The sequence below is a fragment of the Klebsiella sp. 10-1 genome, from assembly GCF_009758445.1.
In the GTDB taxonomy this organism is placed as follows: domain Bacteria; phylum Pseudomonadota; class Gammaproteobacteria; order Enterobacterales; family Enterobacteriaceae; genus Klebsiella; species Klebsiella scottii.
Genome location: NZ_WQRE01000001.1, coordinates 1,635,882 through 1,661,539 on the forward strand (window position 1 = coordinate 1,635,882; position 25,658 = coordinate 1,661,539).

The following is a 25,658-nucleotide window of genomic DNA, read 5'->3' on the forward strand; positions in this document are numbered from 1 at the left end:
CGGCTCAGGCTTGACGCCGCGAGCCGGGCTGGTTTGGTTTTAACTCAGTCGGGCATTAATTTCTGCGATCTCCTTACGCCACTGCGCCTGCTGCTGCGGTTTCTGATGCTTCGGCTTACGCGCAAGATCTTCAGCCAGGCGCTGTTCCAGGCTAATCAGCCGTTCCAGCAGCGCATCGCCGTCCTCTGCGGGCGTTGCCGCCGCCGGCACCTGCGCTGGCCGTTCGCACTGGCCGGTAACATTCCGCAGCCGCGCATAGACCTCGTCGACGTCGTGCCATTCGCTGAGGCCCTGGTCGTCGATCAGCCAGAAGCGGTTACAGCTTCTGGCGATCAGCTGACGGTCATGGCTGACCAGCAGCAGGCCGCCGGGATAGTCCCGCAGCGTAGCCGCCAGCGCCTCTTTGCCTTCCATATCAAGATGGTTGGTGGGCTCATCTAACAGCAGCAGGCTATAGCGCGCCAGCGACAGCCCGACAAACAGCAGCCGGGAGCGTTCGCCTCCGCTCAGGGTGCTGACCTTCTGCCCGTGACGGGCCCAGCCGAAGCCGGCGGAAATCAGCGCGCGCTTACGCGCCTCCGGGGCCGGCGCAAAGGCTTCAAGCGCCTCCAGCAGGCTGTGGCTATCGGCCAGCTGATGCAGCGTCTGATCATAGTAACCCGGGCTGAGGCGGGGGTGCAGACGTAGCCCGGCGTCTGGTGCCGCCTGCTGCAGTTGCCGCCACAGCAGGCGCAGCAGCGACGATTTTCCGCCGCCGTTGCGGCCCATTATTGCGACCCGATCGCCGCTTTTCAGCCGCGCCAGCCCGGTGGTGAACAGGGCGGGCAGCCCCGGCGCCGGCGGGACCGGTAGTCGTTCCATTTCCAGCAGACGGTCGGCCTGCACCGCGTCGCCATGCAGCGCCAGCCGCCACGGCGTCCCGGCGGTCACGCTGGTTTGACTCTCCTTGAGACGCAGCACCTGTTTTTCCATCTGTTTGGCTTTGCGCGAGAGATCTTCGTTGTCATAGACCTGCCCCCAGGTAGCTAACCGCCTGGCGCTGGCGGCGACGCGGTCGATCTCCTTTTGCTCGGCCTTATGGCGCAGGGCGTCGCTTTCATCCTGCTCCTGCAGCGCCCGGCGAGCCGCGCTGCAGGGGAGAGAGAAGGCGTGCAGGCTGCTGTCGCGCAGGATCCAACTGGTATTAGTTACAGCATCCAGTAAGAGATTGTCGTGCGACACCACGACGAAGCTCCCCTGCCAGGTTTGCAGGAAGCTTTCCAGCCACAGCAGGGTTGGCAGGTCGAGATGGTTGCCGGGTTCATCAAGCAGCAGCAGATCTGGCTGCTGAATCAGGGCCCGCGCCAGCAGCAGCCGGGTATGCTGGCCGCCGCTGAGGTTGGCCGCCTGCTGCCCGAAGCTGGCGGCGCCAAAGCCCATTTCGGCCAGCAGGCGCTCCGCCTGCCAGCGATGGTTTTCGCGACCCGCAGCGGGGAGGCGAGCCAGTACCGCCTGCACCAGCGATTGCGCTAATACCGCCTCCGGCAGATGCTGCTCCACGCGGGCCAGCAGGCAATGGTTAGCCAGCGCCACGCGGCCGGAATTGGGCGTAAGCGTACCGTCGAGTACCTGCAGCAAGGTGCTTTTCCCGCAGCCGTTATAGCCCATCAGGCCGATGCGGTCGCCTTTTTTGAGGGTAAAAGAGAGATCGTTGAATAACGGGCCAAATGCCGTTTCAACGTACAGCGATTGTGCGGTTAAGAGTGTGCTCATTGTGACTTACTCAAGAGTTACAGGCATGAGAATGCCTCGTCAAACATCGCTGACGATAACCCGGTAAGCCCGAGGGAAGGGAATTAAGGTTTGGTTTCTTCGCTCAAGCTAAAGTTATCGCAGCACGATACCGATAACGCTTGAGGGGGTACGATCGCCAAATGTATGTGAAAAAATAAACATTTCACAGTACAGCATGGGGTCCTCCTTTTTTATTCAGTTAGTTGACAGGTGCAGGCAGTGTAGAAGGAGAACGTCGATTTAGCTAGCGGCTAAATCCAGGAGGGATGCGGGGCAAAAAAGCGGGCCCCGTAGAGGCCCGCCGCGTTCGCCGTTATCCAGATGGCGTGTCGCTTGTCGAGACCAATCGCGATTAAATCGACGTCCGACGGTAGTTGCGATACTCCGGCTGCCAGAAGTTATCGCTGATCGACTGCAGCAACGCCTCAGCGGAGGTTTTCACCGCCACGCCCTGTTCCTGAGCGACTTTACCAACCGCAAAGGCGATAGCGCGCGACACGGTCTGAATATCCTTCAGCTCCGGCAGCACCGGGCCTTCGCCGTTGTTCACCAGCGGGGAGTGCTTCGCCAACGTTTCGCTGGCGGCCATCAGCATATCCTCGGTGACCCGCGAGGCGCCGGAGGCGATGACCCCGAGACCAATTCCGGGGAAGATATAGGAGTTATTGCACTGGGCGATCACGTACTGCTTGCCTTTCAGCGTCACCGGCGCAAACGGGCTGCCGGTGGCGACCAGCGCTTCGCCGTCGGTCCAGCTAAGAATGTTCTGCGGCGTCGCTTCCACCCGGGAAGTGGGGTTCGACAGCGGCATCACGATCGGCCGCGGGCAGTGCTTATGCATTTCGCGAATAATTTCTTCGGTGAACAACCCCGGCTGGCCGGAAACGCCGATCAAAATATTGGGCTTGACGTTGCGCACGACGTCCAGCAGAGAGAGAACGTCGCTGGTGGTATCCCACTGCTGCAGGTTTTCCCGCTTCTGCACCAGCTTGCTCTGAAACGGCAGCAGGTTCGGCATCGCGTCGGTGAGCAGACCGAAGCGATCGACCATAAAGACGCGCTGGCGCGCGGCCTCTTCACTTAGGCCTTCACGCTGGATCTGGGCGACGATCTGCTCGGCGATACCGCAGCCGGCGGAACCGGCGCCGAGGAAGACAATTTTCTGTTCGCTCAGCTGGCTGCCGGCACCGCGGCTGGCGGCGATCAGCGTACCCACGGTGACCGAAGCGGTGCCCTGGATATCATCGTTGAACGAGCAGATTTCATTCCGGTAGCGGTTAAGCAGCGGCATGGCGTTCTTCTGCGCAAAGTCTTCAAACTGCAGCAGAACGTCCGGCCAGCGATGCTTAATGGCCTGGATAACGTCATCAACGAACTGATAGTACTCGTCATCGGTGATACGCGGGTGACGCCAGCCCATATACAGCGGATCGTCGAGCAGCTGCTGATTGTTGGTTCCGACGTCCAGCACCACGGGCAGCGTGTAGGCCGGGCTGATCCCGCCGCAGGTGGTGTACAGCGACAGCTTCCCGATAGGGATACCCATTCCGCCGATGCCCTGATCGCCAAGGCCCAGGATACGCTCACCGTCGGTGACCACGATCACCTTAACGTTGTGGTTAGGCACGTTTTGCAGGATATCGTCGAGGTTATGTCGGTTCTGGTAGGAGATAAATACGCCACGGGCGCGGCGATAGATCTCGGAGAAACGTTCGCAGGCGGCGCCGACCGTCGGGGTATAGATGACCGGCATCATCTCTTCAAGATGGTTGCCAATCAGGCGATAAAAGAGCGTTTCGTTGGTGTCCTGAATATTACGCAGGTAAATGTGCTTGTCGATCTCGGTTTTGAATCCCTGATACTGGATCCACGCGCGCTCGGCCTGCTCTTCGATGGTTTCGACCACTTCCGGCAGCAGGCCCAGCAGGTTGAAGCTGCTGCGCTCTTCGATGCTGAAGGCGCTACCTTTGTTAAGAAGCGGAAACTCAAGCAGGACGGGACCCGCGTAGGGGATGTACAGGGAACGGTTTTTTTTATGGGTGAATTGCATCGCACTAACTCCTTGATAATCGCATCAGGCCCGGCGCGGCGATAGACGGGCGGGCTGGCATGGAATGCAGCGGGCAGAGTATAGAGCAGTTGCTGTTAAAGAGGGGAGATAGTGCTAAAAAAACACCATCCTGGCAAAAGGACGGTGTTTTTATCATCACTCAGTCGAGAAATTAGCCGGCGCGGCGTTTGCGGCCGGTGGCATGCGCGTGGTTGATGGTGGTTTCCACATCGCCGTCCAGCACCACTTTTTTCTGCTGGGACAGCTTATAGTTCAGACCGAGAAGATGACGTGCCTGATGGTTCGATTTCATTCTTACTCCTTAATCCACTTCTGTTTCAAGGACAAGCCCGGCGAAACCGGACGAAATATAACCCTAACGGCGGCCCGTTAACCGAACCGCGCTATCTATGGTGGGCTATATTTTCACCAATGGCAACCTCATGTTCGCGGATTAGGAACAGTCTGCGCTTACCACTTCATCTCGCCGGTGTTTACCTTAGCGCTAAGCTCCAGCGAGCTCTCTTCCGCAAGTTTCGGCCAGTGCTGCTTCATCTCTTTAATCACGCCGGCTGAATCCTTATGGTTCTTCAGCGCCTGCTCAAACTGCTGCAGATAGTCGCGGGTAAAGAGGATCGCGCGGTCGCCTGCCGGCGGCGTGCCGAGATAGTGCCCCGGAATTACCTGCTGCGGATGCAGCGCGGCCATATCGTCGAGGGTTTTGCGCCACTGCAGGCGGCTTTCAGCGGTCTGGGTATCGGCGGTCCAGACGTGCATATTCCAGGCGACGCCGGTACCGCCCAGAATGGCCTTGTTACCCGGGATCCACACGAAGGCGGCGTAGCCGTTCGGCTCGCGGATTTCGACCTTCTCGCCGTCGATGGTAAAGGTGCTGGCTTCAATGACCTGCGGAGCATAGACCTGCTGCGGGGCGCCGTCTTTCATCTGCGGACCCCAGTAGGCCAGCTTCGCGGCTTTAGTGGCGTTAATGTGATTAACCACTTCCTGCGTCGCGACAATTTTTGCCTGCGGGAAGGCTTTAACCAGCGGCTCAAGGCCGAAGTAGAAATCCGGGTCGCCGGAGGTGATCACAATCCGGCTCAGCTTCTTGCCGTTTTTGCGGATCATCTCAACCAGCTTCTCGCCGTCCTTGATGCTGAACTGGGCGTCAAACAGCACCGCTTCGTGGGGGCCGGACGCCAGCGTTGAGTTGACGGCGAAAATCCCTTTATCCTGCGGGTTGTAGGTTTGCAGCTGCAGCGGTGCGGCGAAGGCGGCGCTGCTGAACAGGGCAGTGGCGATGGCAAGAGTCGATAGTTTCATGATTGTTTTCTCAATGTCGGGTGAATAACGCTATTTTACGCATTTCCCGATTTGCGAAAATTCCTGAAAAAAGAGATGCTGAGTTTCATAAATCGTGCAGATGGAAACGACGTATGGATCGCATTATCGCCGCCAGGGTATATATCCGCATTTGCGAGCTGGGCAGCCTCAGCGCCGCGGCGCGGGCGCTGGGCATGTCGCGGCCGATGGTCAGCCGCTATCTTGAGCAGATGGAGCACTGGGCCGGAAGCCGCCTGATCCACCGCTCCACGCGCAGGCTAACGCTTACCGCCGCCGGGGAGAAGGTGCTGCAAAAAACCCGCAGCCTGACGCAGCTGTCGGACGAAATTGCCGGGCAGACCGAGCGGGCGGTGCCCAGCGGTACGCTGCGGGTGGCCTGCGCCCACTTTACCGCCATGCAGCTCATTTCCCCGCTGCTGCCGGATTTTCTTGCCCGCTATCCGCAGCTGCGGCTTGAGCTGGATATCAACAACCATCCGGTCAGCCTGATCGGCGAACGCATCGACGTGGCAATCCGCATCACCGATAACCCGGAGCCGGGAGCCATCGCCCGCCGGCTGGGGGTCTGCCGATCGGTGCTCTGCGCCTCGCCGCGCTGGCTGCAGCTGAACGGACAGCCGCAGACGCCTGACGACCTGAGCCGGCACAACTGCCTGCATTACAGCCATTTCGCCACCCAGACCTGGCAGTTTATCTCGCCTGAAGGGGAGAGCGCCGCGGTGGCGGTATCGGGAAATTTAAGCGCCGGGATCTCCTCCCTGCTGCTGGAGGCCGCGGTGGCCGGCTGCGGTATTGCGATGCTCCCCGAGCTTGAGGCGCAGCGCGCGCTGAGCGGCGGGGCGCTGAAGCAGATACTGCCCGGCTGGACGCCGAAGCCGCTGAGCGTTTTCGGTCTCTATCTCTCGCGCGACTACCAGCCCAGCGCGCTGCCGCTGTTTCTCGACGACATTCAGCAGCGTCTGGCGCAGCCTGCGAACGGCTAGCATTTTTCACTAAAGGAATGGAACGATGATGATATTCAGAACGATGCAGGAGGCCGACTATGCGGCCTGGCTCGCCTACTTTATCCCTGATTACGCCGCCGAAATTGCTGAGAACTATGGTCTTTCCGCTCAGGACGCCCGGGCTCAGGCGCAGCAGGAGATCGCCGAGAGTCTCCCCGACGGCGCGAGCACGCCGGGCCAGGTGTTACTCTGCCTGATTGAACGCGTCGGGGATGCAGAGCAGCACGTTGGCTACCTGTGGTACAAGCCGGACGCCAAAATGCGCTCCGCCTTTATTTGCGACTTTTATATTCACGCCGCGAGTCAGGGGAAGGGGCTGGGCAAACAGGCGATGGCGGCGCTGGAAAACGATCTCAGGCAGCAGGGGTTTGTGCAGATAAAGCTGCGGGTCGCCGGAGATAACGCGCGCGCCCGCCGCCTGTACGAGGCCAGCGGCTTTGGGGTAACCGGCGTCAATATGAGTAAGAATATCGGCGCCGGAACGTGGGGCAAAATGACGACGGGAGGTAAATGACGCAGGCCGAATCCGCCATCCGCTCCTATACTTAATCCTTTAACGTCAAAAAAGGAGCGAATCCATGGCAATTCATAAGAAAGGTCAAGCGCACTGGGAAGGGGATCTGAAAAGCGGTAAAGGAACCGTCTCAACGGAGAGCGGGGCGCTGAACCAGCAACCTTATGGCTTCAACACCCGCTTTGAAGGCGTCAAGGGCACCAACCCGGAAGAGCTTATCGGCGCGGCCCACGCGGCCTGCTTCTCAATGGCGCTATCGCTGATGCTGGGTGAAGAAGGGTATACGCCAACCTCGATTGATACGGTCGCCGTCGTGACCCTCGATAAATCCGCCGGCGGCTTCGCCATTACCAAAGTGGCGCTCCAGAGTCAGATCGTCCTGCCGGGTATTGCCGATGCGGCGTTCGAAAGCATCATTCACAAAGCGAAAGCGGGCTGCCCGGTTTCGCAGGTGCTCAATGCCGAAGTGAGCCTGGAATATCAGCTCAATCCGTAAACGCGCTTCCCGCCACAGCGTGCCCGCGACCTGCGGGCACAACGTATTTTGCCTGAAAGCCGCTGCCGGCAAATGAGTCCGGCGTTAAATAATGGTATGTTTTGTCTGTTACGCAAAGGAACAGGCACAGTAATGACCAGCATACGCGGCATGATTGAAGCGCAGGTATTGGGTTTAACCGGCATGGCGCTGAAAGAGATTGATTTTGAACACCCGCCCGGCGAACCGGGGCTGTTTGGCCCACGCTCGGCTATCTGGCCGGTGCACGGCGATTTTACCTCTATGCTCTGCGGCGGTATCAGCGCGCTGCTTCTGCAGATGCTCCACCCGCTGGCGCTGGCCGGCGTCTGGGATCACTCTAACTTCCGCGAAGACATATTTGGCCGCCTGCGGCGCACCAGCCAGTTCATTTCTGCGACCACCTTTGGCACCACCGCGGATGCCGAGCGGCTGATCGCGAAGATAAAGGATATTCATCTGCGGGTGAGCGGGCGGGATCGGGACGGCACGCCGTACGAAGCCAGCGATCCGGCGCTGCTAACCTGGATACACGTTGCCGAGTGCAGCAGCTTTATGGCCTCGCATTTGCGCTACCGGCGAACCGTGGTGAGCGAAGCGCGCCAGGAGCAGTATTTCGCGGAGGCCGGAGAGATTGCCCGCCGCCTCGGCGCGCGGGATATTCCCGTCACGCCGCGGCAGGTGGCGGAGTATTTGCAGGATATGCGTCCGCGCCTGCGCTGCGACGAACGCACTCAGGAGGTCGCCCGGGTGCTGTTTGCCACCCGCCTGCCAGGGAAGCTGAGCCAGCCCGTTGGCCGGCTGATGATGCGCGCGGGGGTCGATCTTCTGCCGCCCTGGGCGCAGGAGATGCTCTCCCTCAGGATGAGCCGCCTGCAGCGGCAGTCCACGCGGCTGGCGGTGCACGGCATTGCCCGCGTGCTGCGCGCCTCGGTGCGTAACGGCGCCTGGCACTGCGCGATGCGCCGGATGAACGGCGGCGTTTTGTAACCCGCCGGCCCGCTCCACGGCGTGCTGATAATTAACCCTATTAATAGAGCGGTAATTAGCTCTGCCGCTTTATTACTGCGGGGAGCGCGGTTCCGCATATTGCCGGACAAATAAAAAGGGACCATAATTAGCGGGCCATTAATCCATCGCTTATTAGTGGTAAATAATTAACGCATTGTCGTGTTGGTGCTCAATAAAATAAGCCAATGGCGTAATAGATAATATTAAGCCATGCCCAATGGCGTTCATCAGGAAGTAATACAATGATTATCCGACCAGAACAACACTGGTTTCTCCGTCTGTTTGACTGGCATGGCTCGGTGCTGTCAAAAATCGTCTTTCGCCTGCTGCTCAATGTGCTGATGTCGATTATCGCGATTATTAGCTATCAGTGGTACGAGCAGCTGGGGATCCATTTAACCGTCGCCCCGTTTAGCCTGCTGGGGATCGCTATCGCGATTTTTCTCGGCTTTCGCAACAGCGCCAGCTACAACCGCTTTGTCGAGGCGCGTAACCTGTGGGGAACGGTATTAATTGCCGAGCGCACGCTTATGCGCCAGCTAAAAAATATTCTGCCCGCCGCCGCAGAAACGCATAAAAAAATAGCCAGCTACCTGATTGCCTTTAGCTGGAGCCTGAAGCACCAGCTGCGTAAAACCGATCCCAGCGCCGATCTTTATCGTCTGCTGCCGCGCGATGTGGTGACGGAAATTATCGCCAGCTCGATGCCAACTAACCGGATTCTACTGCTGGTGGGGCATGAGTTAGGCCAGCTGCGCGAAGCGGGGAAGATCAGCGATATCACCTACGGCCTGATGGATAATAAGCTCGATGAGCTGGCGCACGTGCTGGGCGGCTGCGAACGTTTAGCGACGACGCCGGTGCCTTTTGCCTACACCCTGATTTTACAACGTACCGTCTATCTGTTTTGCACGCTGCTGCCTTTTGCGCTGGTTGGCGATCTGCACTACATGACGCCATTTGTCTCGGTCTTTATCTCCTACACCTTTTTGTCATGGGATTCGCTGGCGGAAGAGCTGGAGGACCCGTTCGGCGTCGCCGCCAACGATCTGCCGCTCAACGCGATGTGCAATACCATCGAGCGCAATCTGCTGGACATGACCGGCCAGCATCCGCTGCCGGAAAAAGTTCAGCCCGACCGGTACTACAATCTGACCTGATCCACCGCAGGCTGCTAATGTTAAATAAGTTAAATCTAATGCGTGATAGATAACATTGATTATACAGCTTAGGTCCTGATTGTTATTCTTTCGTTAACAAAACCCTCGCCGGCGTCGGGTATCAGCCACACGTCGGCGAGCGGCCATAAAAATAGTGCCGATCGCTCTGATAAGGCTATCTGACGCACGCATTTACCTGCATATCGACGGTGCATTCAGGAGTTAGCATGAACAAGAAAAGACGCGCAGTGCCGGGGGTTCATCCCTATGACGGCCCGGCCGGCGGCTGGGGCGCATTGAAAGCCACCGCAATCGCCGTTCGCACCCAGATGGATGCCCTTGATGCCCCCGCGACGCTGCTGCGCACCAATCAGCCGGACGGTTTTGACTGCCCGGGCTGCGCATGGCCGGATAAAGAACACAAATCGACCTTCCAGTTTTGCGAGAATGGCGCCAAGGCGGTGACCTGGGAAGCGACCAGCAAGCGCGTCACTGCCGAATTTCTGGCGGCCAATACGGTAAGCTCCCTGCTGGCGAAAAGCGATTTTGAGCTGGAGGGCTACGGTCGCTTAACCGAACCGCTGGTCTACGATCGCGCCAGCGACACGCTGCGTCCGGTCTCCTGGGACCGCGCCTTCGCGCGGATCGGCGAGATTGTCAGCCGCATGCAGCCGGATGAGGTTGAATTTTACACCTCCGGACGCGCCTCCAACGAAGCCGCCTGGCTGTTCCAGCTGTATGCCCGCGAGCTGGGCACCAACAACTTCCCGGACTGTTCCAATATGTGCCACGAGGCAACCAGCGTCGGGCTGCCGCAGTCCATTGGCATTGGGAAAGGGACGGTTTCGCTGGATGATTTTGACAAAACCGAGCTGGTCATTTCCATCGGTCACAACCCGGGAACCAACCACCCGCGGATGATGGGAACCCTGCACGAACTGTCCCGGCGCGGCGTGCCGATTATTGTCCTCAATCCGCTAAAGGAGAGGGCGCTGGAGCGTTTTGCCGACCCGCAGAACGTGATCGAAATGGCGACCTATAGTTCAACCAACATTGCCTCGACCTATTTCCAGGTCAAGGCCGGCGGCGATGCCGCGGCGCTGAAGGGGATTGCCAAAGCGCTGCTGCAGATGGATGACGATCTGGATAATGTCCTCGACAGCGCATTTATTGCCGAACATACGCAGAACTTTCCGGCCTTTGCCCAGGATTTGCGCCTGACCAGCTGGCACGATATCGAACGTGAGTCGGGCCTGACCCGCGACGACCTGCAGCGCGTTGCCGCGGCCTATGCCAAATCCAACGCCACCATCGTCACCTACGGCATGGGGATCACCCAGCATAACAAGGGCACCTCAAACGTCCGCCTGATCGCCGACCTGCTGCTGATGCGCGGCAATATCGGCAAGCCGGGGGCCGGGATCTGTCCGCTGCGCGGGCACTCCAACGTGCAGGGCAACCGTACCGTCGGCATTACCGAAAAGCCGAGCGCCAGCTTCCTCGCCAACCTGCAGCGAGAGTTCGGCTTTGTTCCGCCGCAGGCGCATGGGCACGACGCGGTGAAAGCGCTGGAGGCGATGATTGAGGGGAAATCGAAGGTGCTGCTCTGTCTGGGCGGCAATTTTGCCGTCGCCATGCCCGATCATCAGCGGGCCTTCCCGGCGATGCAGGGGCTGGAGCTGAGCGTACACGTTGGCACCAAGCTCAACCGCTCGCACCTGCTGATGGCCAAAGAGACCTATATTCTGCCCTGTCTCGGACGCACCGAGCTCGACCTGCAGGAAAGCGGCCGTCAGTCGATTACCGTTGAGGATTCGATGTCGATGGTTCACGCGTCGTCGGGCAAGCTGAAGCCGGCCTCGGCGCAGCTGCGTTCCGAACCGGCCATTGTGGCCGGGATGGCGATGGCGACGCTGGCGAACAGCAAAGTTGACTGGCTGGCGCTGGTGGCAAACTACGATCGCATCCGCGAGCTGATTGAACGCACCGTTCCCGGCTTTGAAAACTACAATCAGCGCATTCGTCATCCGGGCGGTTTCCGCATGCCGCTGCCGCCGACCGAGCGAATCTGGCCGACGCCAACGGGAAAAGCGATGTTCTCGGTTTTCGACGGCGTTCATGAAAACGTGCAGGTGGACGGAGAGGACGTTATGCGTCTGGTGACGCTGCGCAGCCACGATCAGTACAACACCACGATTTATGCCCTCGATGACCGCTATCGCGGAGTCTTCGGCCGCCGCGACGTGCTGTTTATGAACGAGCAGGACATGGAAAATATGGGGCTGGAGCACGGCGACCGGGTTGATATCAGTACTGCGCTGCCGGACAGCCACCAGCGGCTTGAGAACATTACGGTGGTGGCCTACAGCATTGCGCCGGGCACCGTGGGCGCCTATTACCCGGAGGCTAACGTCCTGGTTCCGCTAAACTATCTTGATCAAGAGAGCGGCACGCCGTCCTACAAATCGGTGCCGATTCGCCTGACGCTGCGCTCGAAAGAGATCCTGCCGCTTGCGGGTATGCGCTAATACCTCCCGCACTCCGTCGCCGGCGACCGCTGGCGACGAGGCCCCATCAGCGCGGCGTCAGGTTTGGCGACACCGCGGCGAACATCTTCCGGTCTTAAAATAACATTTGGCTAACATATTTGGGCTACAATAGCGCTCTGTATCGCGTTAGCGCGCCTTCAGGCGCGGGCGCAAATAGAGTGAATCAATAATGGATATTAAACAGCTCAAGTATCTGATCGCCCTCGATCGAACCCGCCATTTTGGCTAGGCCGCGGCGGCCTGTCATATCACCCAGCCGACGCTATCCATGCGCATTCGCAGCCTGGAAGAGGAGCTGAACCTCGTGCTGATCCAGCGGGGACAGCGCTTCGAGGGGTTTACCCCCGAAGGCGAACGCATTCTGGCGTGGGCGCGGGCGCTGCTTGCCGCCCACGACGGGCTGGAAGCGGAGGCGGCCATTTGCCGCGGGCAAATGGTGGGCCAGCTGCGGGTCGGCATGGTGCCGCTGGCCAGCCTCAATCCGATGCAGCTGATTAAGCCCCTGACGGAGAAGTATCCCGAGCTGCAGTTTAGCCTGCTGTCGCTGACCTCGGAGCAGATTATCGATGGCGTGAGCCGTAATCAGCTCGACCTGGGGATCTGCTACCTGCACCACGTCGATAGCCAGCTGTTTAACGTGCAGTGGCTGCCGGCGACGCGGATGGGGCTGCTGCACGATAAGCGGCATTTTCGCTTCGCGCAGGGGACGCCCGATTGGGAAAACCTGGCTTCTCTGCCGCTCGGTTTCCTCACCAAAGGGATGTACTACCGCGAATCGATCGAGATGAGCTTTAAAGCGAAAGGGCTAACGCCGAAATACGTTTTTGAAAGCGACTCTACCTTTCAGATAATCCAGGCGGTACAGGCGGGGATCTGCTGCGCCATTATGCCGCTCAATAATGGCCTGGAGGAGCTGAGCGACAATCTGGAGATTATCCCGATTGCCGAAACGGAGGTGGATTCGATGCTGGCGCTGATTATGCGCAATAAAGAGCCGGTGTCGTCGCTGGCGGAAAAATGCTTTGCCGATGCGCAGGCGATATTTGGCTAATTCTTTAGCAGAATATAATGTATGAATTAGCGCTCCGAAGAGGCTGGGGCGTTAATTAAGAACATCGCGGAACCGTTGCGTAATTAATGACAGCCGTAGGCGGTTATTCTGCTATAAAGATCCTGGAACGACTCTTCCGTCAGCACATCGCCCCGCAGCACCGAAACGGTAAAATGAAAGAACGGCGTGAAGATGCTATCCATGTCGCTATATTCTTGCTGTTTTAAACCACAGGCGGCATACAGCCTGCCTGCCAGGGTGGTTGACGGGAAACGGGCGATATCAAGCAGCTTCTTCGTAGCGTTCGGAGATGAGACAACCATTACTAGCGCCTGCTCCCCGGCGCTTTTATGCGCGATAAAGCCGTTATAACCGGTGGAGAAATACTGCGAACTGGCGATGGTTTTTACAGCATCAGGTAATTCAATCTTCGCGCTGACTGCCTGAGCCGAGCAAGCTATTAATAGCGTAACCAGTAATTGTACAATGAGGTTTGTTTTTTTAAGCATCGGGCTTGAGCCATAAATAATTCATTGGACATCTATAGCACGCGAAAAAATAGCGATCAATAAATAGCGCTGATTATCCGTTTTGCCATTGATATTTATCAGGTCAGTGAATGTGGGGTTTTTATTATATTGGTGACGGAGGGATTTTATAAATCAGGACACAGGCTCTGCCGTCGCCGCCGGGAGAGATCCGGCGACGCGGCGTGAGGTTAGATTTTTTCCAGGCTGATGCCGCGAGTTTTCGGCCCGAAAATACCGACCGAGAGCATCACCATCAGCATGCTGACCACGATAAAGCCGATCACTCCCGGCGCACCGGCGTATTGCAGAATGATGCCGATCAGGATGCTGGTGATTGCCGTCGACAGGCGGCTGAACGAGTAGCAGAAGCCTACCGCGCGGGCGCGAATATGGGTCGGGAAAACCTCGGCCTGATAGGCGTGATAGCTGATGGTGAGCCAGGCGTTGGACCAGGTGATCATAAACCCGCAAATAACCAGCATCACCGGACTATTTTGTAGTGCGAACAGGGTGCCGAACACCACCGTCATCAGCGCGGAGAGTACGATTTGCCATTTGTTCTCAAAGCGGTGGACAAAGCGGGTGCAGAACAGGCAGCCAATCGGATAGGCGAGGGTAATGAAAAAGGCGTACAGCAGGCTATGGGTAATGCTGGCGCCCTGGCCTGACAGCAGCGCCGGCAGCCAGTTTCCGAAGCCAAAGAAGCCGATAGCCTGGAAGAAGTTCATTACCATCAGCATGATGGTGCGTTGGCGATATTCCGGCGCCCAAATCTCTTTAAAGGTGCCGGTCTGCGTTTTGGTGGTCCCGGGCTGCGTAAGGTGCTGCGGCGAGGGGGCAATACCGCAGCGCTGCTCCATCTCACACATCACCGCGTGCGCATCGTCGTTGCGGCCTTTAACCTCCAGCCAGCGGGCCGATTCCGGCAGCTTCTTGCGGATGACCCAGATAACCAGCGAGCACAGCGCGCCGAAGATAATGACCCAGCGCCAGCCGCTCAGGCCGAACAGGGTGATGGGCACCAGCATCCATGACATCAAGGCGACGGCGGGCACCGAGAGAAACTGAATGAAGAAGGCAAAGGCGAAGGCTTTGTTACGCAGATGGGTCGGAACCCATTCGCTCAGGTAGGTGTCGATGGTGACCAGCTCAATGCCGAGGCCAATGCCAACGAGGAAGCGGAAGAAAATAACCCCCTCCGCGCTGCTCTGAAAGGCCATCAGCAGCGAGAATACGCCGTACCAGGCAAGCGCAAACATAAATGTCAGGCGGCGGCCGAGCTTATCCGCCAGCGGCGCGAGAAGGCTGGCGCCGATAAACAAGCCGAAAAAGGTCGCCGAGGCGAAGGCGGCCTGATCCGATATGCCGAAAACTCCCTGCTCGCCGACATGAAAAATATTCTCTGCCAGCAGGCCGGTGCTGATGTATCCGGTCTGAAAAAGATCGTACAGCTCGAAGAAACCACCGAGCGCCAGCAGGGTGATAAATGACCACAGGCCGAAGGAGGCGGGCAGCGCATCGATACGGCTGGTTAAGCTGGAGTGGGGTTGTCCTGCGGAAGCAAAGGGCGCATCCCCCAGAACGTGGGTGGTAGACATATTATTATTTCCCTCAGAAAAAATGTTCGCCTGCTAATGTTAATTGATTGTTAATAGTTTTAAATTTTTAATCGCCCGCTCTATATCAATTCTTCAGACAGATATCTGGTAAATCGTCTCCGGGTCTGTGGAATACGCTGGTTTTTGGCGGCCGGGCGCGGCAGATTTGAATGAAATGACTAACAGGCCGCTAGCGCAGACTTTCAGAGGGGATGACGGGAGAGGGGACGGGCGTCACGGAGCGTATTTATGACGTTATCGCCGGCGTTCCGGCTTAACCGCCGCCGGCGCTTGCCATTAAGAAAACCGGCGACGGGTCTGGCAGACCCGGAATACCGGCGCATGAAGATGATTAATCCATGCTCATTTCACGCAGACGTTTACTTTAAGCTGATATTATTCTCTTTCGCCCACTTTCTTAATCGTGCGCACGCGTTAGCATACGGGGACGATGTGTTAAATGAGATCATTCGTCCCATTGTCCATTTTGTGTACCAGGGTTTGCCATACAAAATTTCATCGCTGCGCTCATCAATCAGCTGCGTTATTTCATTTTTTACCCTCTGCAGCTCAGCGATTAGCGCGCTATAGCTTAATCCCCTGTAGTCTGCGTAAAACTTTTGCGCCAGAAGACCAAGCTGATTCCATTTATAGCCAGCCTCCGGAAAATCGACAGCCAGCCCTTTGGCGTCAGAAACGATCCACTTTACAACCAGCGCATTCCATCCCAGCAGATACGAAACCAGGTCCCGAACGCTCATCTGGCTGCCTTTGGCGTGGCCATCCATTGCGTTATCCGCAGTAAGTTCTGCCGGTATTGCATGGAGATAGCCCATTAATTTATCGAAGTTTTTATCAATAGCGCTAAGTAATTCAGATTTTGTTTGCGGCACACTCATAAAGAATTCCCTCTCACTCAAGGTTCGGTATCCGGAGCGGTATCAGCGCGCATTAAGATAAGTTTCTGCCGCTCGCGCCCGGCTCATTAAGCGGATAGTAGCGCTGAAAATGAGCCCAGGCGCATGGCGAGGCCGCAAATTTGTGAATGCCGCGCCGTTCTCCAGGTTCTGTGGCCTATTTTCCATCCTTTCGCTGCGGCGGTAGCGCCTGCAGTATTCTGCTGGCCTCAGATTCGCTCAGCGGGTAATCGAAAAAGCGCTGATAAAAGTCGCGGGTGACCGCGAGCATATCAATATCGGCGAAGCGCTGAGGCTGGATCTGCTTTGCCGCCCACTGAATTTGCAGCGCGCTTTCGGTCCCGTAGCGATCCCACGGGAAAACCCCCGCCGGGTTTTGCCGCACCTGCTGGTTTTTGACCGCCTGCAGGGTGGAGAAGAGGTCACGATAGGCGGAGTGCGCTAAATCGCCGCAGCCCGCGCCGAGGATAATAATATCCGGCTGCCAGGCCAGCACCTTCTCCGGAGAAATCTCCTGCATATTGCCCTCGATCCCGGCGGCAGCGTTCTGGCCGCCGGCCAGCCGGATCCAGGTATCGATCAGCGTATGGCCGCCGTCGACCTTGAGCGGCTTCAGCGACTGGATATGCAGCACGCGCGGGCGTTCGGCGTCGGTCAGCGCGGCGGTTCGCTGGCCGATACGCGCGATAGTCTGCTGTAAATACCGGTTGTAGGCCTGCGCTCTGGCCAGCGCCTGCGGCGTCCCGAGAACCTCGGCGGTGGTGGTGACGGAACGCGCCAGCGACGGGTAATCGGTAAAGCTCATCTCCATAACCGGCAGACCGGCCTGCCGGTACGCTTCGGCATCGCCGTTACCCTGGGCGACAAAGACCACTTCGGCTCCGCGCGCCAGCAGCGCCTCGCTGGTAAAGTGCGGGCCGCGGCTGATAAGCGCCTGGTTGAGGCGAGGATCGAGGTGAAACATCCACGGGCGGCTGTCCGGGCGATTAACCGTTGCCACAATGTTATCGCCCGCGCCGAGGGTCATCAGCAGCGAGTGGTGGGCGAACCATCCCTCGGCGATGCGATCAACGCGATCCGGCAGGGTGACGCTATGCCCGGCATCGTCCGTCAGCTGGCGGCTGGCGAGAGCCGGCAAAGCGAGCCAGGCGCAGAGTAAAGCGGCAGCTATTTTTTTCATTATGATCCTTAGAAATCAAACTGTACCGAGGCCGTCGCTTCACGCGGCGCGCCGAGCTGAGCGCTGGCGTAGCCGGCGCCGGTGTAGCCGGTCAGGGCCCCCGGAACGATATTGCTCCAGTAGCGGCGGTTGGTCACGTTAGTGACTGCCAGCCTGAAGGTGGTGTCGGTACCAAACAGTCGGGTGCGATAGTTGCTGCCGACATCCAGGGTGGTATAGCTACCGACCCAGCCGTCGTTGGCGCTATCGGTCGCCCGGCGGCCGACGTAACGGATATTGCTATTCATATCCAGTCCTGGTAGCGCAGCGATGCTGTAAATGACCAGCATGTTGGCGGTGAAGCGAGGCAGACCGACCACCTGTTTGTCGTCAGCGCTGGCGCTGGAGGTGTTGTGCAGACGCGGATCGAGCCAGCTGCCGCCGCCGAACACGCGCAGATTGGGCGTGATGCGTCCATCGGCCATCAGCTCCAGCCCCCGGTTTTTCTGCGTTCCGTCTTCGGCGAAATCACCGCTGTCGTTGGTATAGGCAAACGGGCGCTCGGCCTGGAACAGCGCGGCGGTAAGCAGCAGATCGCTGTGCACGGCGTACTTCGCCCCGGCCTCAAGCTGATGGCTGCGGTAGGGATTGAGAACGTCGCCTGCGTTATTGGCGCCGGCCGGGGCGGTGTCGCCCTGCTGCATGCTGTTGGCCCAGGTGGTATAGAGCGTCAGGTTATCGACCGGCTTATACATCAGGCTGGCGGAACCGCTGGTACCGCGATCGTCATGGCTGCTGCTGCGCCGGCTGTTTTTACCGTAGTTGTCGACGGTAAACAGGCTTTCGCTGCCGGAAAGCAGCAGGCTCCACTGGGGGCTGAAGGTCAGGGTGTCGTTGAGCAGGAATACGTGCTGGGTGGTGGTCGCGGAATGATAGCGATCGGTGAAATCCGGATAGGCCGGGCGCGGATAGTCAGGGCTGTCGTCGAGGGTCGAGCTGCCGAGCTTTTGCGTCCCGCCATCGCGAGGGTTGTAGTTTTTCCACACGAAGCCGCGCGCGCCTATCGCCAGATCGTGCTGCAGCCAGCCCGTTTCAACGCTCCCGGTCAGGTTGGCGAGATAGCTATTGATGGTAAAGCGGCTGGCCGCGGAGTTCGAGGTGGTGGTGGCGTAGCTGCCTTTATTATCGGTTAGCGTATTGGTCACGGTGGTGGATTCGCGATCCGCAATCTGGCGCAGGACCCCAACGTCCAGCAGCCAGTTGCCGTCAAAGTCGTGTTTGAGATGCAGGCTGCCGGTGGTCGTGGTGTCATCATTGCCGGCGTAATACTGACCGTACTTGCTCCTGGTCGGATCGAGCGGCGACGGGAAATGGGTGCCTTTGGCTAAAGCGAAGGAGCCGGGCAATCCCTTTTGATAAAAGTGGTAGTAGCTAAAGTTGCTCTCCAGTACCGTCTGGTCGGTGAGCTGAAAATCAAGCGCCAGACCCGCATACTGGTTGCGTTGACGGCTGCCGTGGGTATAGCCGCTGCCGTCCTGGTTCATCAGGTTCAGGCGATACTTCACCCGGTCGCCTGAGTCCAGCGGGCCGCTGAGATCCAGCGCGGCGTTGGCGCCAGAGCCGGTTCCGCCGCCCACCGTGACCCGGCGCAGCGGCACGTCGCTGGCGCGTTTAGAGACGAGGTTAAACATGCCTGCCGGATTCGCCGGGCCATACAGCGCGCCGGCCATGCCGCTAAGGACTTCAATGCGCTGAAACTGCTCGGCAGGGTATTCGGTTGTCGAGACCGCGTTCAGCCCGTCGATAGTGCTGTTCTGCACTACGCTGCCCTGCATGCCGCGGGTCTGCGGACGAACGCCATCGCCCTGAACCGAGGGCAGATAGCGATAGACGTCCTTCACGCTGCCGGCCTGCACCTGGCGGGTCAGCGAATCCGACAGGGTCTGTACCGACCACGGGACGTCAATCAGCTTGCGTTTGCCGAGGCTGCCGAGCGTTGCCTGCTGTTCGGCGGCAGGCGTGGCGCTATCCAGCGTTTCGGCGGGGGATTCAGCGGTGACGACCAGGGTTTCTGCGGCGTCAACGGGCAGAGTCAGCAGCAGAGAAGAACAGGGGATCATCCCGGTTAATAGAACGAGTTTATATGAGCGCATTGATTTAATTTCAGACGAATGAAAAACGGAATGAGGCGGGAGAGATCTCGCTTCTGTCTGAAGGGTACGGGTTTTATTTGTATGACAAAAAGATAGAGCCATTCGCTATGTATGTCAATATATAACGAATGGTTTTTTTACTTAAGAAAAACGAGGCCAGCGGCCGGGCGGGATGTCGCGCTAATCTTCAGGCCTGCTGATACACCATCCGGTAACCGCCGTCGATGGTCTTCAGGTAGGCAAAACCGGCGCCTGCGAGGTGCATGCCGGCAATCAGCCACTGCTCGCTTGCCGCCTGCGCCAGAATCCGTTTCCGCGTGCTTGCAGCCTCGGCGGGGTCGGCGTCAAAGGCGATAGCGACGGCCGGCAGGGCTGACTGAATGTGCGGGAAATGCACAATGTCGCCCCAGATCAGCAGGGGCTTATCCCCGGCATCGATACGAAACCCGGTATGACCCGGCGTATGGCCGGGTAGCCGGATTGGACGAATGCCGGCGAGCACCTCATCGTCCGTCAGCAGGTTCACCCGCTGCCCATAGGCCGCCAGCGTGCGGCGGAACAGCGTAAAATTGCGCCGGACGCGTTCGCTGGCCCGCATGAACAGGGCCTCATCCTGCCAGTAATCGATCTCCCGCGGGTGCAGATACAGCCGCGCATTTTTATAGACGGCCTCGCCGTCGGCATCGAGCAGCCCGCCGATATGATCGGGATGGCCGTGCGTCAGCAGTAGCGTATCGACGTCGGCCGCAGCGATACCCAGCTCACGAAGGCGCGCGGGGAGCTCGCCTCCGGCGTTATTCAGGCCGCCGGCGCCGGAATCAACGAGGATCGTGCGTCCCCGGCCGCGGATCAGATAGGCATTGATATGCAGAGCCGCCGGGTCAGCCATGCCGGCGGCGCGTTGCATTTTGTCGGCTTCTGCGGGGTCAATACCCGAGAGTATCCCCAGGCTGACGGACATATTTCCGTCGCTCAAGGCGCTCACCAGATAATCGCCAACCTGACGGCTGATAGGGTTAACGGTGCGCACGATCGCCTCCTTTTTGGGGGCGCAGCTGCCCGGTTAGCGGTTGATACAGGCGGATATCCGCCATTGTAGAGAGCAGGGCGGCGTTGTCTGCGGGAATGACGTACGCCAGCCGACCTTCAGGGAAGCTATCCAGACCGGCGGCCCGCAGCTGCCACGGCCGATAGCCCAGCTCATTGGCAATAAAGTCGACGGGCTGCGCCGCCAGCAGCAGGATCTGGTCGGCGGATACCGCCGGAGCCGGGTCCGTGCACTGATACAGACTGCGCCGCCAGTCGCTGATGTTGGCCTGCCAGCGGGCAAAGCTGCCGCCGCCCTTCTGGCGGTACTCCGCGCTGGTGAGAACCGCGGCGTCGCGGACGGTGTGGATGGCCAGCCAGGCCGGGCAGCCCGGCGTTGTGGCCCTGAAGCGTTGGGAGGTACTGAAGCCATCAACGCTAAGCAGCGCCGGGAGCTTCTCCCTGTTGTAAAAATCATTCCACCCGGCTTCGCTTTGCGGGTCGGTATAGGTGCATTCTACGATATACAGCATAAACGGGCCTCTGCATGAAGGTGTCATCAGCGTATTGCTGATAATTCATCATGTTACTGGCTGTATTTCGCCGCCTGAATCGATATTATCTCATCGGTTAGTGACATTCTGTCACTGAACACACTCGCAGCCGAAGGGGCGCTATCATGCGAAAAAAACTGCCCAGCAGCGCGTCATTACAGGCGTTTGAAGCGGCGGCAAGGCACGGTAATTTTGCCAGAGCGGCAGAGGAGCTCTCCCTGACCGAAGGGGCGATCAGCCGGCAGATTGGGCGGCTTGAAGCCTTGTTGAACTGCAAATTATTCGACCGCACGGGAACCCGCGTGCAGCTGAACCCTAACGGCGCGCGCTACGCCCACCGCGTGCGCGAGACGCTTGAGCGCCTCGACAGGGATACCCAGTACTTAACGGGCATGGCCGACGGCAGCCGCAGCCTCGAAATTGCCGCACTGCCCACCTTCGCCAGCCGCTGGCTGATCCCGCGCCTCAGCGGCTTTAACCGCCGGCACCCGGATATCACGCTGAATATTGCGGTCCGTACGGACCCTTTTATCCTGACCGGCAGCGGGTTTGACGCGGCGGTTCATTTTGAGCACCCGGCGTGGAGCGGAATGCGTATTCGCTTTCTGCTGCAGGAAAGGCTGGTCCCGGTGTGCCATCCCTCGCTGCTGACCGATCGCGACGGCGGGGAGCAGCTGAACGCGCTGCCGCGTATCCATCGGCGGCAAAACCCGGATGCATGGCGCCTGTACTCCCAGGAGAGCGGCATCGCGCTGGATAATCCGTCCCAGGGCGTGTGCTACGATCTGCATGAGATGGCCATCTCCGCCGTGCAGGCCGGGCTTGGCGTCGCGCTGGTGCCGCAGGTGTATGTCGAAAAAGAGCTCCGCAGCGGGGCGCTGGCCGCTCCCTGGCCGGTTTCTGCCCGGCTGAACAAAAATTTCTGCCTGGTTAAACCGGTTGAAACGGGCATTAACGAGAGCGCTTTAGCGGATTTTGAGCGCTGGCTGCTGGCCGAAACTGGCGGCGGCGCGGCATAAAGATCGCTAATTTTTGCCGCCGCTGACTCAGGAAAGAGAGGGGCGCGGGGGCGAGCGGGAGGATATTCAGCGTACCTACAGTCGGCTGCGGCAGTTGCGGCAAAGATAGGGCGGGAAGAGAAAAGCCCCGGCGGGCGAGAAGCCTGCCGGGGAGGGAGATTACAGATCGAAACGGTCGAGGTTCATGACTTTGGTCCAGGCCGCCACGAAGTCGGTGACCAGCTTCTGCTGCGCATCCTGGCTGGCGTAAACTTCTGCCAGCGCGCGCAGCACCGAGTTAGAACCAAACACTAGGTCGGCGCGGGTGGCGGTGAACCGGCTCTCGCCGCTCTTACGATCGCGGCCCTCAAACAGTTCGCCCCGTTCGTCGGTGGCTTTCCAGACGGTCGCCATGCTCAGGAGATTGACGAAGAAGTCGTTGCTGAGAACGCCCCGGCGGTCGGTGAAGACGCCGTGCTGGCTGCCATCGAAGTTGGCGCCCAGTACGCGTAAACCACCTACCAGCACGGTAAGCTCCGGCGCGGTCAGCGTCAGCTGCTGGGCCTTATCCAGCAGCAGCGTCTCGGTTGAAACGCCCCCTTCAATGCGGCGATAGTTGCGGAAACCATCCGCCAGCGGCTCCAGCAAACCGACGGATTCGACATCGGTCTGATCCTGACGCGCGTCCACGCGGCCCGGCGCAAACGGTACGGTGACCTGCACGCCCGCGGCAGCGGCGGCCTGCTCAACGCCGACCGCGCCCGCCAGCACGATAATATCCGCCAGCGATGCTTTACCGGACGCTTTTTGAATCGCCTGCAGCGTTGGCAGAACCTTCGCCGCGATGGCGTTGACCGGCCAGTCTTTCTGCGGCGCCAGCGCCAGACGCGCGCCGTTGGCCCCGCCACGCTTATCGCCGCCGCGGAAGGTAGAAGCCGAAGCCCAGGCAACGGAAACCAGTTCGCTAACCAACAGGCCTGCATCGGCAATGGCGGTTTTCAGGGTGGCGATATCCGCTTCGCTCGGGCTGTGGATCGCCTCCGGGAGCGGGTCCTGCCAGATCAGATCTTCTTTCGGTACTTCCGGTCCGAGGTAGCGGGATTTTGGCCCCATATCGCGGTGAATCAGCTTGAACCAGGCGCGGGCAAAGGCTTCATTAAACGCCTGCGGATCGTTGAGGAAGCGGCAGGAAATCTTATCGAATTCCGGGTCGAAGCGCAGCGTCAGGTCGGTAACCAGCATCGTTGGCTTACGCTTTTTCTCCGGGTCAAACGGATCGGGGATCAGATCCGGAGCGTCTTTGGCTTCAAACTGAATGGCGCCAGCCGGGCTGCGGGTCTGTACCCACTCATATTTGTACAGGTTTTCGAAGAAGTAGTTGCTCCACTGGGTCGGCGTCTGGGTCCAGACGACTTCAAGGCCAGAGGTGATAGCGTCCGCCCCGGCGCCGCTGCCGTAGGTGCTGGACCAGCCGAGGCCCTGGGCCTCAATTGCGGCCGCTTCCGGCTCGGCGCCTACGTGGCTGGTGACGGCCGCGCCGTGGGTTTTACCCAGCGTATGGCCGCCGGCAATCAGGGCCACGATCTCTTCATCGTCCATCCCCATGTTGCCAAAGGTGGCGCGAATCGCCGCCGCTGCGGAGAGCGGTTCGCCGCTGGCGTTCGGGCCTTCCGGGTTGACGTAAATCAGGCCCATTTCGGTTGCGCCCAGCGGCTGCTGCGCCAGGCTTTCCGGATGACGGTGCTCAAGCCAGGCTTTTTCATTACCCCAGTCAACGTCGAGGTCCGGTTCCCACACGTCTTCACGTCCGGCGCCGAAGCCAAAGGTACGGAAACCGGCATTTTCCAACGCCACGTTCCCCGCCAGCATATAGAGGTCGGCCCAGGAGATTTTCTGGCCATATTTTTGTTTGACCGGCCACAGCAGTCGGCGGGCCTTATCGAGGCTGACGTTGTCCGGCCAGGAGTTCAGCGGGGCGAAACGCTGCTGGCCGCGGCCGCTGCCGCCGCGCCCGTCAACGGTACGGTAGGTGCCGGCACCGTGCCAGGCCATACGAATAAACAGCCCAATGTAGCTGCCCCAGTCCGCCGGCCACCACTCCTGGGAGTCGGTTAGCAGGGCCCGCAGGTCGGCTTTTAGCGCAGAATAATCGAGCTTTTTAAACTCTTCCCGGTAGTTAAATTCTTCGCCCAGCGGATTTGAGCGGTTGGAGTGCTGGTTCAGCAGATCCACGCGCAGCTGGTTTGGCCACCAATCTCGGTTGGCTGTGCCGCCACCGGCGCTTTGCGTGGGCGCCGCGGTGTGAAAAGGACACTTCCCTGCGGATGCGTTGTTAGATGAATCGTTAGACGTGCTCATATCAGGCTCCGTTTACTTTTGTGAATGCCATTACGATATACACTGCTTCCAATAAGCGATACTTGAATAAATCTACGGAATTAATAGTTATATCCTTTTAACAGCGAGTGATAAAGAAATCCATATGTTATTTGTGGTTAAGGCCCAAAATACGTAAAAGCGACTTACTAACCATAGTATTAACGTATTAGTTTAGGAAATCGCAGCGGCGCGTTTGGCGATAAAAGCGTCATTCCGCCAGCAAAAATCTTATGCTCCGGCGGCGGCGGGCAACATGGGCATTACCCATGACGCGAAGCCGGGCATCAGCGGCGAAATTTGAGGGGTTGCTGAGCGGTGAGCGACAGGCTATTACTATTCATGGCCATGTAACTGGCGCCTTGAGACAGAATACTGTCGGGGAGCATGGCCGCGACCGCCGCGCGCCTGGGCATAACTTTGTCTGGTGGAGATAAGCTATGCCTGAATTGAGCTCGTTAATGACATTCGCGTTCGTTGCCCTGGGGCTGGTGCTGACCCCTGGGCCGAATATGATCTACCTGACCTCGCGCTCGATCTGCCAGGGCAAACGCGCCGGCCTGATCTCATTAGGCGGCGTGGCGCTAGGGTTTGTCTTTTATATGCTGTGCGCGGCCCTGGGGATTACCGCGCTGATTTTTGCGGTGCCCTATGCCTACGATATTTTGCGCATCAGCGGGGTCGTCTATTTACTCTACCTGGCCTGGCAGGCGATAAAACCGGGCGGTCGTTCGCTCTTTGCCGTGCGCGACCTGCCGGCAGACAGCGGCCGTAAGCTCTTTCTGATGGGCTTTATTACCAACCTGGCGAATCCTAAAATCGCTATTATGTATCTGTCGCTATTACCGCAGTTTATCTCCCCCGGCCACGGCAGCATTCTCAGCCAGTCTTTGGTGCTCGGCTTCACCCAGGCATTGATCAGCGTGGCGGTAAACGCGCTGATTGTGGTGATGGCCGGTGAGGTTTCGCTGTTTCTTACCGCTCGTCCGCTCTGGCAGCGCTTTCAGCGCTGGCTGATGGCGACGGTGCTGGCAGGGATGGCGGTTAAAATCGCCTTTGAGACGCGTAAATAGCGCCCGGGCAGGCGCGAGCCTGCCTTCTTCTGCACCAAATCTACGCACTGCCCCAAAACGACTCCCCATCCTGGTGTGTTGGCGCCGGTAAATATTCCATCCTGTTGATTTTATACTAATTATTATTTTGGCATATGCTTTGCAAGATAAAAACAGAAGGCAGCGCACCATACAATTTAGATGATCAAATAGCTGGCTAGGGTTCCGGTTCACCCAGGTGAATGACTGGTCCGAGAGCTGGCGACCTCTGCGAGGTTACACGGCGGGACAAAAGCCCGGGAGACAGCAGCACCAGTAGGTGTCG

20 protein-coding genes, 1 pseudogene and 2 riboswitches are annotated in these 25,658 nt (G+C 58.8%); of the genes and pseudogenes, 9 read left to right on the plus strand and 12 right to left on the minus strand.

From position 1 onward, the window contains the following. Positions 1 to 39 precede the first annotated feature (39 nt). From GO007_RS07750 to GO007_RS07765, 4 genes are all read right to left on the minus strand, one after another. Entirely contained in the window at positions 40 to 1,752 is a 1,713-nt protein-coding gene (locus GO007_RS07750) for an ABC-F family ATP-binding cassette domain-containing protein (protein ID WP_095097717.1), read from the minus strand. Between the two features lie 373 nt (positions 1,753 to 2,125). Beyond that, positions 2,126 to 3,823 carry an NAD-dependent malic enzyme gene (locus tag GO007_RS07755; RefSeq protein ID WP_095097720.1) on the minus strand — a complete coding sequence of 566 codons (1,698 nt, stop codon included), beginning with the start codon at positions 3,821 to 3,823 and terminating at the stop codon, positions 2,126 to 2,128. A 172-nt stretch (positions 3,824 to 3,995) separates the two neighbouring features. Then, positions 3,996 to 4,136, minus strand: a complete 141-nt coding sequence (gene sra, locus GO007_RS07760; RefSeq protein ID WP_004861775.1) for a stationary-phase-induced ribosome-associated protein — start codon at positions 4,134 to 4,136, stop codon at positions 3,996 to 3,998. A 158-nt stretch (positions 4,137 to 4,294) separates the two neighbouring features. Beyond that, complete coding sequence (locus tag GO007_RS07765; protein ID WP_095097723.1) at positions 4,295 to 5,146, minus strand: Vmh family MBL fold metallo-hydrolase; 852 nt, start codon at positions 5,144 to 5,146, stop codon at positions 4,295 to 4,297. A 113-nt stretch (positions 5,147 to 5,259) separates the two neighbouring features. Here GO007_RS07765 and GO007_RS07770 point away from each other — a divergent pair, with 113 nt between their 5' ends. The 7 genes and pseudogenes from GO007_RS07770 (at position 5,260) to GO007_RS07800 (ending at position 12,970) form a co-directional block, all read left to right on the plus strand. Further along, the gene (locus GO007_RS07770) at positions 5,260 to 6,150 is read left to right on the plus strand and encodes a LysR family transcriptional regulator (protein ID WP_095097726.1); all 891 of its coding nucleotides are present in this window, start codon (positions 5,260 to 5,262) and stop codon (positions 6,148 to 6,150) included. 25 nt (positions 6,151 to 6,175) lie between these two features. Further along, on the plus strand, positions 6,176 to 6,685 hold the full coding sequence (locus GO007_RS07775; RefSeq protein WP_095097729.1) for a GNAT family N-acetyltransferase: 510 nt from the start codon (positions 6,176 to 6,178) through the stop codon (positions 6,683 to 6,685). A 64-nt stretch (positions 6,686 to 6,749) separates the two neighbouring features. Continuing rightward, positions 6,750 to 7,181: an OsmC family protein gene (locus GO007_RS07780; protein WP_095097732.1), complete on the plus strand. Its 432-nt coding sequence runs from the start codon at positions 6,750 to 6,752 to the stop codon at positions 7,179 to 7,181. A gap of 132 nt (positions 7,182 to 7,313) precedes the next feature. Next, a complete protein-coding gene (locus GO007_RS07785) occupies positions 7,314 to 8,189 on the plus strand; it encodes an oxygenase MpaB family protein (protein WP_095097734.1) in 876 nt (291 codons plus the stop codon). A gap of 263 nt (positions 8,190 to 8,452) precedes the next feature. Beyond that, positions 8,453 to 9,370: a bestrophin family protein gene (locus GO007_RS07790; RefSeq protein WP_095097737.1), complete on the plus strand. Its 918-nt coding sequence runs from the start codon at positions 8,453 to 8,455 to the stop codon at positions 9,368 to 9,370. 227 nt (positions 9,371 to 9,597) lie between these two features. Then, positions 9,598 to 11,898, plus strand: a complete 2,301-nt coding sequence (locus GO007_RS07795; protein ID WP_095097740.1) for an FdhF/YdeP family oxidoreductase — start codon at positions 9,598 to 9,600, stop codon at positions 11,896 to 11,898. Between the two features lie 190 nt (positions 11,899 to 12,088). After that, positions 12,089 to 12,970, plus strand: a pseudogene (locus tag GO007_RS07800) (LysR family transcriptional regulator). Positions 12,971 to 13,053: 83 nt separating this feature from the next. Here the strand turns inward: GO007_RS07800 and GO007_RS07805 are convergent. The 7 genes from GO007_RS07805 to GO007_RS07835 all read right to left on the minus strand — a co-directional run bounded on the left by GO007_RS07805 (position 13,054) and on the right by GO007_RS07835 (position 20,886). Continuing rightward, complete coding sequence (locus GO007_RS07805; RefSeq protein WP_095097743.1) at positions 13,054 to 13,479, minus strand: hypothetical protein; 426 nt, start codon at positions 13,477 to 13,479, stop codon at positions 13,054 to 13,056. 209 nt (positions 13,480 to 13,688) lie between these two features. After that, a complete protein-coding gene (locus GO007_RS07810) occupies positions 13,689 to 15,098 on the minus strand; it encodes an MFS transporter (RefSeq protein ID WP_095097746.1) in 1,410 nt (469 codons plus the stop codon). Positions 15,099 to 15,478: 380 nt separating this feature from the next. Next, on the minus strand, positions 15,479 to 15,997 hold the full coding sequence (locus tag GO007_RS07815; RefSeq protein WP_095097749.1) for a ClbS/DfsB family four-helix bundle protein: 519 nt from the start codon (positions 15,995 to 15,997) through the stop codon (positions 15,479 to 15,481). Positions 15,998 to 16,172: 175 nt separating this feature from the next. Continuing rightward, complete coding sequence (locus GO007_RS07820) at positions 16,173 to 17,195, minus strand: ABC transporter substrate-binding protein (protein ID WP_095097752.1); 1,023 nt, start codon at positions 17,193 to 17,195, stop codon at positions 16,173 to 16,175. Positions 17,196 to 17,203: 8 nt separating this feature from the next. Then, on the minus strand, positions 17,204 to 19,327 hold the full coding sequence (locus tag GO007_RS07825; RefSeq protein ID WP_095097755.1) for a TonB-dependent receptor: 2,124 nt from the start codon (positions 19,325 to 19,327) through the stop codon (positions 17,204 to 17,206). A 187-nt stretch (positions 19,328 to 19,514) separates the two neighbouring features. Beyond that, a complete protein-coding gene (locus tag GO007_RS07830; protein WP_095098144.1) occupies positions 19,515 to 20,288 on the minus strand; it encodes an MBL fold metallo-hydrolase in 774 nt (257 codons plus the stop codon). 55 nt (positions 20,289 to 20,343) lie between these two features. Next, complete coding sequence (locus GO007_RS07835; RefSeq protein WP_095097758.1) at positions 20,344 to 20,886, minus strand: sugar ABC transporter; 543 nt, start codon at positions 20,884 to 20,886, stop codon at positions 20,344 to 20,346. A gap of 146 nt (positions 20,887 to 21,032) precedes the next feature. Between GO007_RS07835 and GO007_RS07840 the strand changes: the two genes are divergently transcribed. Next, the gene (locus GO007_RS07840; RefSeq protein ID WP_095097761.1) at positions 21,033 to 21,926 is read left to right on the plus strand and encodes a LysR substrate-binding domain-containing protein; all 894 of its coding nucleotides are present in this window, start codon (positions 21,033 to 21,035) and stop codon (positions 21,924 to 21,926) included. A gap of 159 nt (positions 21,927 to 22,085) precedes the next feature. Here GO007_RS07840 and katG read toward each other — a convergent pair whose 3' ends face one another. Then, positions 22,086 to 24,263: a catalase/peroxidase HPI gene (katG, locus tag GO007_RS07845; RefSeq protein ID WP_095097764.1), complete on the minus strand. Its 2,178-nt coding sequence runs from the start codon at positions 24,261 to 24,263 to the stop codon at positions 22,086 to 22,088. A 358-nt stretch (positions 24,264 to 24,621) separates the two neighbouring features. After that, positions 24,622 to 24,702: riboswitch (ZMP/ZTP riboswitch) on the plus strand. Between the two features lie 19 nt (positions 24,703 to 24,721). Between katG and GO007_RS07850 the strand changes: the two genes are divergently transcribed. After that, complete coding sequence (locus tag GO007_RS07850) at positions 24,722 to 25,354, plus strand: LysE family translocator (protein ID WP_095097767.1); 633 nt, start codon at positions 24,722 to 24,724, stop codon at positions 25,352 to 25,354. 185 nt (positions 25,355 to 25,539) lie between these two features. Beyond that, a riboswitch (guanidine-I (ykkC/yxkD leader) is annotated at positions 25,540 to 25,638 on the plus strand. Positions 25,639 to 25,658: the final 20 nt, after the last annotated feature.